12 protein-coding genes are annotated in these 13568 nt (G+C 72.0%); 5 read left to right on the top strand and 7 right to left on the bottom strand.

Translation table 11 applies throughout. The annotated features are described in order from the left end of the window. Positions 1–93 precede the first annotated feature (93 nt). The 4 genes from purM to ASG23_RS14560 all read right to left on the bottom strand — a co-directional run bounded on the left by purM (position 94) and on the right by ASG23_RS14560 (position 3639). Positions 94–1224: a phosphoribosylformylglycinamidine cyclo-ligase gene (gene purM / locus ASG23_RS14575; RefSeq protein ID WP_056026132.1), complete on the bottom strand. Its 1131-nt coding sequence runs from the start codon at positions 1222–1224 to the stop codon at positions 94–96. Further along, positions 1221–2768: an amidophosphoribosyltransferase gene (gene purF, locus ASG23_RS14570; protein ID WP_056026130.1), complete on the bottom strand. Its 1548-nt coding sequence runs from the start codon at positions 2766–2768 to the stop codon at positions 1221–1223. The genes purM and purF overlap by 4 nt, the downstream gene beginning before the upstream one ends. Before the next feature lie 62 nt (positions 2769–2830). Then, the gene (locus ASG23_RS14565; RefSeq protein WP_235521113.1) at positions 2831–3223 is read right to left on the bottom strand and encodes a histidine kinase; all 393 of its coding nucleotides are present in this window, start codon (positions 3221–3223) and stop codon (positions 2831–2833) included. A gap of 35 nt (positions 3224–3258) precedes the next feature. Continuing rightward, complete coding sequence (locus tag ASG23_RS14560) at positions 3259–3639, bottom strand: sterol carrier family protein (protein WP_056026126.1); 381 nt, start codon at positions 3637–3639, stop codon at positions 3259–3261. A gap of 9 nt (positions 3640–3648) precedes the next feature. Here ASG23_RS14560 and ASG23_RS14555 point away from each other — a divergent pair, with 9 nt between their 5' ends. Next, positions 3649–4056, top strand: coding sequence for a hypothetical protein (locus ASG23_RS14555; RefSeq protein ID WP_056026124.1), 408 nt, complete (start codon positions 3649–3651; stop codon positions 4054–4056). A 7-nt stretch (positions 4057–4063) separates the two neighbouring features. Here the strand turns inward: ASG23_RS14555 and ASG23_RS14550 are convergent, their stop codons facing one another. The 3 genes from ASG23_RS14550 to purL form a co-directional block, all read right to left on the bottom strand. Beyond that, the gene (locus ASG23_RS14550) at positions 4064–5431 is read right to left on the bottom strand and encodes a glycoside hydrolase family 6 protein (RefSeq protein WP_056026122.1); all 1368 of its coding nucleotides are present in this window, start codon (positions 5429–5431) and stop codon (positions 4064–4066) included. A gap of 174 nt (positions 5432–5605) precedes the next feature. Then, complete coding sequence (rsgA, locus tag ASG23_RS14545; protein WP_235521111.1) at positions 5606–6616, bottom strand: ribosome small subunit-dependent GTPase A; 1011 nt, start codon at positions 6614–6616, stop codon at positions 5606–5608. A 65-nt stretch (positions 6617–6681) separates the two neighbouring features. Further along, entirely contained in the window at positions 6682–9045 is a 2364-nt protein-coding gene (purL, locus tag ASG23_RS14540; RefSeq protein WP_056026120.1) for a phosphoribosylformylglycinamidine synthase subunit PurL, read from the bottom strand. Between the two features lie 276 nt (positions 9046–9321). Here purL and ASG23_RS14535 point away from each other — a divergent pair, with 276 nt between their 5' ends. Genes ASG23_RS14535 through ASG23_RS14520 form a run of 4 tightly spaced genes read left to right on the top strand, consistent with a single transcriptional unit; the run spans position 9322 to position 13555 of the window. After that, the gene (locus ASG23_RS14535) at positions 9322–10344 is read left to right on the top strand and encodes a LacI family DNA-binding transcriptional regulator (RefSeq protein WP_082516204.1); all 1023 of its coding nucleotides are present in this window, start codon (positions 9322–9324) and stop codon (positions 10342–10344) included. A 40-nt stretch (positions 10345–10384) separates the two neighbouring features. Next, positions 10385–11659 carry a sugar ABC transporter substrate-binding protein gene (locus ASG23_RS14530; protein ID WP_056026116.1) on the top strand — a complete coding sequence of 425 codons (1275 nt, stop codon included), beginning with the start codon at positions 10385–10387 and terminating at the stop codon, positions 11657–11659. A 4-nt stretch (positions 11660–11663) separates the two neighbouring features. Beyond that, positions 11664–12677, top strand: a complete 1014-nt coding sequence (locus ASG23_RS14525; protein ID WP_056026114.1) for a carbohydrate ABC transporter permease — start codon at positions 11664–11666, stop codon at positions 12675–12677. Then, entirely contained in the window at positions 12674–13555 is an 882-nt protein-coding gene (locus ASG23_RS14520) for a carbohydrate ABC transporter permease (RefSeq protein WP_056026112.1), read from the top strand. The genes ASG23_RS14525 and ASG23_RS14520 overlap by 4 nt, the downstream gene beginning before the upstream one ends. Positions 13556–13568 lie beyond the last annotated feature (13 nt).

Here is a 13568-nt window from a genome sequence, read left to right as displayed (position 1 = left end):
CGACGCCTCAGCCGGCCGTTCGCCGACGGCGCCCGGGTACGGCGTCGACTCTCCCGCGCCGGCCTTCCTCTGGCTCAAGACGGCCGGCACCGGCTAGACCCGGTACGCACCGCTGAGCTGGACGGCTCCTCCGTGGACACCCTTGGTGCCCGCCACGAACCCCGGTGCACCGACGACATCGGACGCCGGGTCGCCGTGCCGGACGGTGCCCAGCTCCCACGCCGGCAGGCCGAGCTCGGCGGCGTGCGCGAGCACCCCGTCCACGGCGTCAGCCGCGACGATCGCCACCATCCCGACACCCAGGTTGAGCGTGCCCTCAAGGTCGGTCCACGGCACCTGCCCCAGACGCTGCACCAGCGAGAAGATCGGCGGCAACGTCCAGCCGGCACGATCGATGTTCGCGACGAGGCCCTGCGGCAGCACGCGCGCGACGTTCGACGCGAGTCCCCCGCCGGTGACATGGCTGTACGCGTGCAGGCCGGCGACACCGGCGCGCTCCGCGAGGGCGAGGCAGTCGGAGGCGTAGACGCGGGTGGGCTCCAGGAGCTCCTCGCCGAGCGTGCGGCCGAGCTCGTCGACATGGCGGTCGAGCGACCAGCCGGCCACCGACACGACCTTGCGGACCAGCGAGTACCCGTTGGAGTGCAGACCGCTCGAGCCGAGCGCGAGCAGCACGTCGCCGGCGCGCACGCGGTCCGGGCCGAGCAGCTGGTCGGCCTCCACGACGCCTGTCGCGGCACCGGCCACGTCGTAGTCGTCGGGACCCAGCAGCCCGGGGTGCTCGGCGGTCTCGCCGCCGACGAGGGCGGTCCCGGCCACCGAGCAGCCGGCCGCGATACCGCGCACGATGTCGGCGATGCGCTCGGGCACCACGCGGCCGCAGGCGATGTAGTCCGTCATGAACAACGGCTTCGCGCCGACCACGACGATGTCGTCGACCACCATGCCCACCAGGTCGAACCCGATGGTGTGGTGGATGTCGAGGGCCTGCGCGATGGCGACCTTGGTGCCGACGCCGTCGGTCGACGTGGCCAGCAGCGGCTTGCGGTAGGTCAGCAACGCGCTGGCGTCGTAGAGCCCGGCGAAGCCGCCGACGCCGCCGAGCACCTGCGGCCCGTGCGTCGCGCGCACGGCGTCCTTCATCAGCTCGACAGCCTTGTCACCGGCCTCGGTGTCGACGCCGGCCGTGGCATAGGTGACCTGCGTGCCCTGCTCGCCGCTCACGGGTGGTCCAGCGCGGTCGCGCCACCGACGCTCGGCACGATCGCGAGCAGCCCGTCCTCGGGAGCACCCAGCGGGAGCTCGCTCTGCTCGAGCAGGAACTTGCCCAGCCGGTCGTCCGGGGGCAGCTCGATGGGGTACTGGCCCGTGAAGCAGGCGGCGCAGAGCTGCGACGCGGGCTGCTCGGTGGCGGCGACCATGCCCTCCGGGGAGATGTAGCCGAGCGAGTCGGCGCCGAGCGACGCGGCGATCTCCTCGACTCCCAGGCCGTTGGCGATGAGCTCGGCGCGGGACGCGAAGTCGATGCCGTAGAAGCAGGGCCACTTCACCGGAGGGGAGCTGATGCGCACGTGCACCTCGGCGGCGCCGGCCTCCCGCAGCATCCGGATGAGCGCTCGCTGGGTGTTGCCGCGGACGATCGAGTCGTCGACGACCACCAGGCGCTTGCCGCGGATGACGTCCTTGAGCGGGTTGAGCTTGAGGCGGATGCCCAGCTGGCGAAGCGTCTGCGACGGCTGGATGAACGTGCGCCCGACGTAGGCGTTCTTGGTCAGACCCTGACCGAACGTGATCCCGGACTCCGCGGCGTAGCCGACGGCGGCGGGCGTCCCTGACTCCGGCACGGGGATGACCAGATCGGCCTCGACCGGGTGCTCGACCGCGAGGCGTCGGCCCATCGCGACGCGCGCGGCGTGCACGGACCTGCCGGCGATCGAGGTGTCGGGACGAGCGAGGTAGACGTACTCGAACACGCACCCGGCGCGGTCGATCTTCGCGAAACGGCTGCTCCGCAGGCCGTCGGCGTCGATCGCGATGAACTCGCCGGGCTCGATCTCGCGGACGAACGAGGCGCCGACGATGTCCAGGGCCGGGGTCTCGCTGGCCACGACCCAGCCGCGCTCGAGCCGGCCGAGGACGAGCGGACGGACGCCCTGCGGGTCGCGTGCGGCGTACAGCGTGTGCTCGTCCATGAAGACGAGGCTGAAGGCGCCGCGCAGGCGGGGGAGCACCTCGAGCGCGGTGGCCTCCAGCGTGTGGTCCGGGTCCCCAGCCAGCAGGGCCGTGATCAGCGCGGTGTCCGTGGTGTTGCCCCGCGCGAGCTCCCCGCGCCGCTGGCTGCCGTAGCGCTCGGCGACGAGGTCGACCAGCTCCGCGGCGTTGGTCAGGTTGCCGTTGTGGCCGAGGGCGACGGTGCCGGCGGCCGTGGGGCCGAGCGTCGGCTGCGCGTTCTCCCAGGTGCTGCCGCCGGTGGTCGAGTAGCGGGTGTGCCCGATGGCGATGTGCCCCTGCAAGGCGTTCAGCGCGGTCTCGTCGAAGACCTGGGAGACCAGACCCATGTCCTTGTAGACGAGCAGCTGCTGGCCGTTGGAGGTGGCGATGCCCGCCGACTCCTGGCCGCGGTGCTGCAGCGCGTACAGGCCGAAGTAGGTCAGCTTGGCGACTTCCTCGCCAGGTGCCCACACACCGAAGACGCCACAAGCGTCCTGGGGGCCTTTTTCGTTGGGGAGGAGGTCGTGGTTCAGACGTCCGTCTGCGCGGGGGGCCACGTGCCTATGGTCGCACAGTCCTCGCACGTCCTCGCGGCGGTGCCCAGTCCGCAGACGCGTGCCTACACGTCCGGGCGGACCGCCTTGCGCACGCTGCGCCTGTCCGCCAGCACGGCGACGAGCCCGCCGAGGAACCCGCCGAGGACCGCACCCGCGACGGCCATGACGGTGCGCACGGCACCTTCGCCGTCGAGGAACGAGATGAAGCCGGACCCGTCGGCCACCCAGGGGACCTCGGGGCGGACGACCGCGACCAGGACGAGGGCGACGACGGCGCCGACGAGGACACCGGTGACGATGAACGCGCCGTACTTCGGAGCGTGGCGCACGGTGGCCGGCTGCGCGACCCGGGCCAGCTCCTCCTCCGAGGGGATCGGCACGCCGCGGGCGTCGACGGGGACCGACGGGCTCGGTGCAGGTTCCGGCGTCACGTCGGGGTGGGGGTCGTCAGGCACCCCGTGATCTTAGGTCAGCGCCCACATCGGCACGCTCAGCCGCGGGGGCGGGCGGCCTGGAGCGGCAGCCACTCGCGCAGGTCGGCCCTCTCCCCGGACGCCCTGATCCGACCATCGGCTACCGCGGACTCCCAGGTCAGCACCCCCGTGGCCAGGCCGAGCCACGTCTGAGCGTCCGTCTCCACGACGTTCGGCGGGGTCCCGCGGGTGTGACGAGGTCCCTCGACCGCCTGCACCGCACCGTCCGGCGGCACCCGCACCTCGACCGCGTTGCCGGGCGCCACCTCGGCCAGCTCCTCGAGCGTGAACCGGACCGCGGTCCGCCGCACGGACGTCGAGACGCCGGCGGGGTCGTCCCGCCAGACGGCGAGCGCGGCGCGGCCGTCGGCGGGGTCGGTTCGTCGGCGCGGCGGCATGGGGCGATTGTGCCTCGCCGACGAGCGCGGCACGTTCTGACGATCTCGCGGGCGAGCGCGGACGACACGGTCCGCGCCATCCGGTCCGCGAAGACCGACTCCGACCGGACGATCACCTACGACCCGTCGTCGCGACCCGAGGTGGCCAACCTGCTCCTGCTCGCGTCGCTGTGCACGGGTGTCCCGCCGGAGGTCATCGCGGACGAGGTGGGGTCGCGCGGCTCCGGACACCTCAAGGCCGTCGTTGCGGACGCCATGGTGGAGCACCTCGCTCCGCTGCGCGCCCGTCGCGCCCTGTTCGCCGCCGAGCCAGGGCTGGTGGCCGACATCCTGGCGCAGGGGAATGCGCGCGCGAACGAGCTCGCGGACGCCACCATGCGTGACGTCCGCGAGCTCATGGGGATGACCTACACGTGAGGGGCGGTCACCACTTCGCGTTGCGGGCCAGCTCCAGGGCGATCTCCTGGAACCAGGCGCCGGCGGACGGGCCGCCGTTGCAGGTGCCGTCGGACTCGCCGGGCAGCTTGACCCAGAGGAGGGCGTCGAGGCCGGAGCCGTCGTTCACCAGGGTCGGCTTCTCGCCGAGCGCCCGGCCGCGCGGGTTGCACCACTCGCCGTTGGAGCCGTTGCCGTTGCGGGAGGTGTCGATGACGAACTTCTTGCCGCCCAGCTGCTGCGAGATCTGCTGGCCGTACGTCTTCGACGCCGCGGTGGTCTGGTAGTTCGACGTGTTGAGAGCGAAGCCGACCGCGTGCTCGAAGCCGACCTGGTTGAGCCGGCTCACCGCCGTGCTGACGGGCAGCCACGACGAGTGGCCGGCGTCGATGTAGACGCGGGCGCCCTTGAGGGTGAGCGCCTTGGCGGCGTACTTCAGGAAGCCGACCCGGTCGCCCTGGCCGTTGCAGTCGCCCAGCTGGGCGAGCGCGTCGGGCTCGAGGATCACGTAGGGGTTGCCCTGGATGCCGGACGCGACCGTGTCGATCCAGGCTGCGTAGGCGCTCTCGGCCACGCCGCCGCCGGAGTACGAACCGCAGTCACGGCCCGGGATGGCGTAGACGACGATCGTCGGGGTCTTGCCGGCGGCGACCGCGCGACCGGTGTAGTCGGCCACCTCGGCCCTGGCGTGCGACGGGTCGGCCCAGTTGCCCACCCAGTACGCCTGGGGGGTCAGGGCGATCTTCTCGAGCAGCGCCTTGTCGGTTCCGCTCGCGGACTGCCAGGCGCGGTACCCCTGCGTGGTCGGGTCGACGTAGAAGCCGCTGGAGGTCGGCGGGGTGGTCTGCGTCGGTTTGGGAGTCGGAGTGGGCGTCGGCGGCGCGGTCACCGTGGGGGTGGGCGTCGGGGTCGCGGTCTGCGTCGGGGTCGGCGTCTGGGTCGGCGTGGTGCCCGTGCAGGTGGTGCCGTTCACCGTGAAGGATCCCGGGATCGGGTTGGACCCGCTCCAGGAGCCGTTGAAACCGAAGTTCGCCTTCCCGTTCGTCCCCAGCGAGCCGTTCCACGGGAGGCTCGCGACGGAGACCGCCGCACCGCTCTGGGTGGCGTTGCCGTTCCACAGCTGCACGATCTTCTGCCCCGCCGTGAAGGTCCAGCCGACCGTCCAGGAGCTGACCGGGTCGCCCAGGTTGGTGACCGTGACGTCGGCGCCGTAGCCGCCGCCCCACTGGTTCGTGATCGTGTACTCGACCTTGCAGCCGGTGGCGGCCTGCGCGGCGGTCGCGGTCGCGGCGGTGAGGCCGGCGACCGCGAGGGCTGCCGTGGCGAGCAGCGCTGTGGCGGTTCTGCGGGTGGGCATGGATCTCCTCGGGACGTCCGTGTCGTGGGCGGGGCGGGCTCGCGTCTCCGATGACGGCTGCTGCACCCCGGTCCCGACGAGGAAACCCGACCGCCCCGGGCTCTGGCGAGCGCTCCGCCGGATCCGAATCGTTTCGGGCGCGGATCCGGGTCGTCGATGCGCTTCCGCGCGCGCTCAGGGCCGCGGACGACCCGGTCCGCGCAGGCCGCGCTGGTAGTCCTTGGTGACCTTCTTCCACCGGTCGCGCTCCTCCGCCCGGAGCCGCGCGTCCGACCGCCGCGCCTGGTACGCGGCCTCGCGCGCCAGGCGGCGCCAGCTGTCGAACCGGCGCTCCGCCAGCTCCCCGCTGTCGAGCGCCGCCTGGATGGCGCAGCCCGGCTCCCCCGCGTGGTGGCAGTCGGCGAACCGGCACGCGTCCGCCAGCGCGGCGACGTCCGCGAAGGTCGTGTCCAGCGCGTCCTCGTCCGCGACGACACCGACTCCGCGGATGCCGGGCGTGTCGATGAGCATCGCGCCGCCCGCCAGCGGGACGAGCTCGCGGTGCGTGGTCGTGTGCCGACCGCGTCCGTCGGCCCGCCGCTCACCCGTCTCCATCACGTCCCGGCCGGCCAGCGCGTTGACCAGGGTGGACTTGCCCGCGCCGGACGGGCCGACGGCGACGAGCGTGGCGCCCGGCACGAGAAGCGCTCGGAGGCCGTCGAGCCCCCGACCCGTGGGGACGCTGACCGTGTGGACATCGACCGCGAGAGCCACCGCCTCGACCTCCGCGGTCATGCCGTCGGGATCCGGGACGAGGTCGGCCTTGGTCAGGACGACGACAGGGGTCGCACCCGAGCGCCAGGCCAGCGTCAGCAGCCGCTCGACGCGGCCGAGGTCCGGGTCCGGTTCGAGGTGCTCGACCACGAGCACGACGTCGATGTTGGCGGCGAGCGCCTGGACGCGGGACGTGGCGCCCGCGCTGTCGCGGACCAGGGCTGTGGTGCGAGGTCGCAGGCTCGGCCCCGCCTCGTCGACGAGCAGCCAGTCCCCGACCGTCGGCGCGAGCCGGTCTCCGTCCTGCGTGCCGAGCAGGCCGTCGCGGTCCAGCGTCACCCGGTGCGGCTCGTGGGCGCCGTCCAGCCCGTCGGCGGGCAGCACGAGGACCGCGCCCTTGTCGGCGCGCACCACCCGCAGAAGATCGACCACTCCCTGACGGTAGGAGCGTGCGGACGAGCGGGGCCACGGAAATAGGCGTTCGCGAGGTGCGGAGCTCAGCCGAAGTAGTGCGGGAGCGTCCCCTCGTGGGCCTCGCGGGCCTCCGAGAGGGGCAGCGTGAACAGGCCCTGGACCTCGACGGCCGGGCCGTGCACGTGGTCGGCCGCGTCGGTCGGGGTGCCAGCACCGGGCGAGCACGACTCGGCGGTCTCCCCCAGACGCAGCGCCGGGACGCCGCGCGCGGTGCAGAGGTCGACCAGGCGGACCTCCTCCGAGCGCGGGACCGCGACGAGCACGCGGGCGGTCGACTCCGAGAACAGCGCCTCGAACGGGGTGACGCCGTCCCGGGCGGTGATCGGCTCGAGGGAGACCTGGACGCCGACGCCGAAGCGCAGGCTGGACTCGATGAGCGCCTGGACCAGGCCGCCCTCCGAGAGGTCGTGCGCGGCGTCGACGAGCTCGTCGCGGCTGGCGCGCGTGAGGACCTCGGCCAGCCGGCGCTCCGCAGCCAGGTCCACGGCCGGCGGGAGACCGCCGAGGTGGCCGTGCACGACGTCGGCCCACGTCGAACCGTCGAGCTCCGGACGCGTGGTGCCCAGCAGGTAGACGGCCTGACCGGGCGCGGTCCAGCCGGACGGCGTGGCGTCGGCGACGTCGTCGAGCACGCCCAGCACGCCCACCACCGGGGTCGGGTGGATGGCGGAGTCGATGAGTCCCGGCTCCCCCGTCCCGTTGTAGAGCGAGACGTTGCCGCCGGTGACCGGGACCTCGAGCACCTGGCACGCGTCGGCCAGGCCGCGGATGGCCTCGACCAGCTGCCACATCGAGTCGGGGTGCTCCGGGCTGCCGAAGTTGAGGCAGTCGGTCACGGCGAGCGGGCGGGCACCCGTCGTCGCGACGTTCCGGTACGCCTCCGCCAGGGCAAGTTGCGCGCCGGTGTACGGGTCGAGCTTGGCGTACCGGCCGTTGGCGTCCGTCGCCAGCGCGACGCCGAGCCCGGTGGTCTCGTCGACACGGATCACGCCGGAGTCGTCGGGCTGCGCGAGCGCGGTGTTGCCCTGCACGAAGCGGTCGTACTGGTTGGTCACCCACGCCTTGGACGCCAGGTTGGGGCTGGCCAGCAGCTCGAGCACCGTGGCGCGGATCTGCGCGTTCGACGACGGCTTCGCCAGCGTGGCCGCGGTGTCGGCGTTCAGCGTGTCCTGCCAGGCCGGCCGCGCGTACGGGCGGTCGTAGACGGGGCCCTCGTGCGCGACGGTCTTCGGGTCGACGTCGACGATCCGCAGGCCGTGGTGGTCGATGGTGAGGCGCCCGGTGCCGGTGACCTCGCCGATGACGGCCGTCTCGACGTCCCACTTGCCGGTGATCGCCAGGAACGCGTCGAGCTGGTCGGGCCGGACGACGGCCATCATCCGCTCCTGCGACTCCGACATGAGGATCTCGCCGGCGGTCAGCGACGGGTCGCGCAGCAGCACGTTCTCCAGGTCGACGTGCATGCCGCCGTCGCCGTTGGAGGCCAGCTCGCTGGTTGCGCAGGAGATGCCGGCGGCGCCCAGGTCCTGGATGCCCTCGACCACGCGCGCGGCGTAGAGCTCGAGGCAGCACTCGATGAGCACCTTCTCCATGAACGGGTCGCCCACCTGCACCGACGGCCGCTTGGAGGGCTTGGTGTCGTCGAACGTCTCGGACGCGAGGATCGACGCGCCACCGATGCCGTCGCCCCCCGTGCGCGCACCGAACAGGACCACCTTGTTGCCCGCGCCCGAGGCGTTGGCCAGGTGGATGTCCTCGTGCCGCAGGACCCCGAGGCACAGCGCGTTGACCAGCGGGTTGCCCTGGTAGGAGGGGTCGAACACCAGCTCGCCGCCGATGTTGGGCAGGCCGAGCGAGTTGCCGTAGCCGCCGACGCCGGCCACGACGCCGTGCACGACGCGCGCGGTGTCGGGGTGGTCGACGGCGCCGAAGCGCAGCTGGTCCATGACGGCGACCGGGCGCGCGCCCATCGAGATGATGTCGCGCACGATGCCGCCGACGCCCGTCGCCGCACCCTGGTACGGCTCGACGTAGGACGGGTGGTTGTGCGACTCGACCTTGAAGGTCACCGCCCAGCCGTCGCCGATGTCCACGACGCCCGCGTTCTCGCCGATGCCGACGAGCAGGTGCTCCTTCATGGCGGGCGTCGTCTTGTCGCCGAACTGGCGCAGGTGGTTCTTGCTCGACTTGTACGAGCAGTGCTCCGACCACATCACCGAGTACATGGCGAGCTCGGCGGCCGTGGGCCGACGGCCGAGGATGTCGCGGATCCGCTGGTACTCGTCCGGCTTCAGGCCCAGCTCCGCGAACGGCTGCTCCTGGTCGGGGGTCGCGGCGGCGACGTCGACGGTGTCGGTCTGGGGGGCGCGCGCAGGTGCGGTGGTCATCGATTCCCTCGGTGGAGACCCGTGGCTCGGCGTCGGCTCGGTGGCCGCGCGGCCGACGTCGGCAGACATCCAGCAGGATACCGGCGCCCGGACACGGTCCGGAGCAGTGTCCGCGGTGACCAGATTCCCGGCGACCGACGCCGTTCCCGGCGCGACGCGATCGCTTGGCTGACCTGCGACGAAGGGCGTCGCATGACTGGCCACGGCGCTCGATGACCCCGTGCACGCGCCACCGTTCGAGTTGCGCAACTCGTCGGAAAGTGTGACGGTCGCCACATGAAAGCGCTTCCTACGCCTCCGGAGGGCGAGACGGGACCGGTGACGATCTACGACGTCGCCGCCCGCGCCGGCGTGGGGATCGCGACCGTCTCCCGGGCCATGAACGGGTCGGCGCCCGTCGCGGAGGCCACACGTGCCAAGGTGCTCGCCGCCGTCGAGGAGCTCGGCTTCCGCCCCAGCCACGCGGGCACCTCGCTGGCCGCGCGCACGCACGCCGCCAACGGGATCGTCTTCCCCGACCTGTCCGGCCCGTACTACGCCGAGGTCCTGCTCGGGTACGAGGAGACCGCCTCCCGGCTCGGCCGCAGCGTGCTGGTCCTGGCCACCCACGGCCGCCCCGACCCCGACGCGGCCGTCCGCGACCTCGCCGGCCGCGTCGACGGGATCGTCCTGCTCGGCCGCACCGTCCCCGACCATGTCGTGGAAGCGCTCAGCGCCTTCGGGCTCCCGGTCGTCGTCGTGGCCCGCCCCGAGGTCGCCGGTGTCGACTCCGTCCGGGCGAACAGCGTCGACGCCGCCCGCGCGCTCGGCGAGCACCTCGCCGGACACGACCTGCGCAAGGTCGCCTTCCTCGGCTCGCCCGAGGAGTCCCCCGACGTCGCCGAGCGGTGGCGCGGCGTCCGCGAGGGCCTCGGCGCCCACGGCATCGAGCCGACCGTCACGCCGTGCCTGTTCGACGAGGAGTCCGGCGCGCGCGTCGCAGCCGGTCTGCTCGCCGTCGACGACCGTCCCGACGCACTCGTGTGCGCCAACGACGAGATCGCGCTCGGCGCCATCGTCGCGGCCGAGCAGATCGGCCTGCGCGTCGGGCGGGACATCGCGATCACCGGCTGGGACGACGTCATGGCCGCGCGCCATGCCCGCCCCGCCCTCACCACCGTCCGCCAACCGATGCGCGCGCTCGGGACCCTCGCCGCCGAGGTGCTCGACCAGCGCATCAACGCCACCCGCACGACCCCGCGGCACGAGTTGCTCGCCACCGACCTGGTGGTCCGCGACAGCTGCGGCCCGCACCCCTGACGGACCCCACGAGGGCCGTCCGGTTCGAGGAGGAACCACCATGAGGAGAACAGCGCGCATCAGCGTCGCCGCGCTCGCGGTCACGACGCTCGCCCTGACCGCCTGCGGCCGCGGCGACGACACGGCCACCGAGGACGCGACCGCCGCCGCCGTCGACACCAGCGAGCTCAGCGGCAACGTGACCGTCTGGGCGATGGGCACCGAGGGCGAGGCACTCGGCGAGTTCGCGGAGGCGTTCACCGAGGAGAACCCCGACGTCACGATCGACGTCACGGCGGTGCCCTGGGATGCCGCCCACGACAAGATCGCCACCGCGATCGCCGCCGACGAGGTACCCGACGTCTCGATGATCGGCACCACGTGGATGGGCGAGTTCGCGACGAGCGGCGGCCTGGACCCGACACCTCCGGACCTCATCGACGAGTCCACGTTCTTCCCGGGAGCCTGGGGGTCCACCGAGGTGGGCGGCACCTCGTACGCCGTCCCGTGGTACGTCGAGACGCGCGTGCTCTACGTCGACACCGCGCTCGCGGAGCAGGCCGGTGTCTCGCCGACGCCCGCGACGTGGGACGACCTGCTGGCGACGTCGAAGGGCATGCAGACCGCCGGCGCCCAGTGGGGCATCAGCCTGCAGGCCGGGCAGACCGGCGCGTGGCAGACGTTCCTGCCGTTCGCGTGGCAGGCGGGCGCGGAGATCATGAACTCCGACCAGACCGAGTTCACGTTCGACAGCCCCGAGTTCGTCAAGGCGCTCACGTTCTACCAGTCGTTCTTCAACGAGGGCGTCGCCCCCAAGGAGCTGCCGGAAGGCACCCTGGAGCCCGACTTCGTCGCAGGCAAGATCGGCGCGTTCCAGTCCGGTCCCTGGCACATCGGGATCCTGGACGAGACCGGCGGCGAGGGATTCGTGGACACCGTGACCCTCGCGCCGCTGCCGGCCGACGAGAAGCAGGCGTCGTTCATCGGTGGCAGCAACCTCGCGGTGTTCAAGAGCGCCGAGAACCGCGACGCCGCGTGGGCCTTCGTGCAGTGGCTGAGCGAGCCCGAGGTCCAGGCGGACTGGTACGCGCAGACCAGCGACCTCCCCGCCGTACAGTCCGCGTGGGAGTCGGGCGACCTGGCCTCCGACGAGCGCCTCGCGGTGTTCGGCGAGCAGATGACGACCGCCCAGGCGCCGCCGGCGATCCCCACGTGGGAGCAGATCGCCAACGTGATCGACACCGAGCTGGAGAAGGTCTGCAAGACGGGCATGGACCCGCAGGAGGCCGCCACGGCCATCCAGCAGCAGGCCGAGTCGATCGGCACGGGGCTCTGACCCCATGTCCGCGACCCTGACCTCCGGGAAGGGTGTGCGCCCCCCGGGGACGGCCGACACGGCCGCTCCCCGGGTGCGGCGCTCGTCGCCCCTGCGCCGTCGGCGCAGCATCGCCGCGTGGGGCATGGCGGCACCGTTCATGGTGCTGTTCCTCGTCTTCACCGCGTGGCCGGTGCTCTCGTCGCTCTTCATGAGCGTCACCGACATCAAGAGCCGTGACCTGCAGAACCCGTTCGCTGTCGATTTCGTGGGGCTCGAGAACTTCTCGACCGTGCTCAGCGACCCGCTCTTCCAGAAGGCCGCGTTCAACACGCTCTACTTCGTCGTCGTCGGCGTCCCGCTGACGATCCTCGTGGCGCTGGCTATCGCGCTCGCGCTCAACACCGGCATCACGAAGCTGTCCGGCTTCTTCCGGGTCGGCTACTACATGCCCGTCGTCACGTCGATCGTCGCCGTGGCCGTCGTGTGGCGGTTCCTCCTGCAGCCCGAGAACGGGCTGATCAACGAGGTGCTGGGCTGGTTCGGCATCCAGGGTCCGGACTGGCTCGGCAGCACGACGTGGGCGATGCCCTCGCTGATCATGATGTCGGTCTGGCGCTCGCTGGGCACGCTCGTCGTGATCTTCCTCGCCGGTCTGCAGTCCGTGCCGAAAGCCCTGCACGAGGCCAGCGCGCTGGACGGCGCCAACGCGTGGCAGCGGCTGCGCAACATCACCCTGCCGACGCTGCGGCCGACCATGCTGTTCGCCGGCGTGATCACCGGGATCGGGTTCCTGCAGTTCTTCGAGGAGCCGTTCGTCATGACCCAGGGCGGCCCGCTGAACAGCACGCTCTCGGTGGCCTACCTGATCTACAACACGTTCGGGTTCGGCAACTACGGCGTCGCCGCCGCGATGAGCTACGTGCTCTTCGCTGCCGTCGTCCTCCTCACGGTCATCAACTTCAAGGTCCTCGGTGAGCGCGACGACGCGGCCGGCCCGCGCCGCCGCTGGTTCCGCCGGGCGGGAGGTGCGTCATGACCAGCACGAGCACCGCGACAGCCACGAAGCCCCGCGGCACCGTCGGCTCGCACCTCGGCGAACCGCAGCCACGCCGGTGGATCTACGTCGTGCTCGGGCTCGGGCTCGTGCTCGTCGTCACGCCGTTCATCTGGATGCTTCTCGGGTCGTTCAAGACGAACGGGGAGCTGCGGCAGAACCCGCCGACGTGGTGGCCGCAGGCACCCACGCTCGGCAACTACCAGGAGCTGTTCACGCGGCTCGACTTCCCGCAGTTCTTCACCAACTCGGTCGTCGTCGCCGTCGTGGTGACGGTGGGCAACCTGGTGTTCTGCTCGATGCTCGGCTACGCGTTCGCCAAGATCGACTTCTGGGGCCGCACGTGGATGTTCCGCCTCGTCCTGGCCACGCTGATGATCCCGGGCATGGTGACGCTGGTCCCGCTGTTCGTGCTGGTCAGCAACCTGGGCATGGTCAACACGTACTTCGGCCTGATCCTGCCGTTCCTCGCCGGAGCGTTCGGCGTGTTCCTCATGCGCCAGTTCATGCAGGGGATCCCCGACGAGCTCATCGACGCCGCGCGCGTCGACGGCGCGGGCGAGCTGCGGATCTTCGCGACCGTGGTCATGCCGCTGTGCAAGCCCGCGCTCGCGACGCTCGCGATCCTCACGTTCCTGGGCTCCTGGAACAACTTCCTGTGGCCGCTCGTGGTCGCGAGCACCGAGGACATGTACACGCTCCCGGTCGCGCTCGCGCTCTACAGCGTCGGGCAGAACTCGACCAACTACGGCCTGCTCCTCGCGGGCGCGTGCGTCGTGCTCGTCCCCGTGCTCGTCGTGTTCCTCGCGCTGCAGCGCCACTTCGTGCAAGGGCTGGCGACCACCGGCCTCAAGACCTGACCCACGAGAAGGG

This window comes from Cellulomonas sp. Leaf395, from assembly GCF_001424125.1.
Classification (GTDB): Bacteria; Actinomycetota; Actinomycetes; order Actinomycetales; family Cellulomonadaceae; genus Cellulomonas.
This window is presented reverse-complemented; position numbering and strand designations above follow the sequence as displayed.

Coding starts and splice junctions, on each gene's coding strand:
- ASG23_RS14560 (WP_056026126.1), bottom strand. CDS start 3,639: ATGCCGCCGCGCCGACGAACCGACCCCGCCGACGGCCGCGCCGCGCTC.
- ASG23_RS14550 (WP_056026122.1), bottom strand. CDS start 5,431: ATGCCCACCCGCAGAACCGCCACAGCGCTGCTCGCCACGGCAGCCCTC.
- purL (WP_056026120.1), bottom strand. CDS start 9,045: ATGACCACCGCACCTGCGCGCGCCCCCCAGACCGACACCGTCGACGTC.
- ASG23_RS14535 (WP_082516204.1), top strand. CDS start 9,322: ATGAAAGCGCTTCCTACGCCTCCGGAGGGCGAGACGGGACCGGTGACG.
- ASG23_RS14530 (WP_056026116.1), top strand. CDS start 10,385: ATGAGGAGAACAGCGCGCATCAGCGTCGCCGCGCTCGCGGTCACGACG.
- ASG23_RS14525 (WP_056026114.1), top strand. CDS start 11,664: ATGTCCGCGACCCTGACCTCCGGGAAGGGTGTGCGCCCCCCGGGGACG.
- ASG23_RS14520 (WP_056026112.1), top strand. CDS start 12,674: ATGACCAGCACGAGCACCGCGACAGCCACGAAGCCCCGCGGCACCGTC.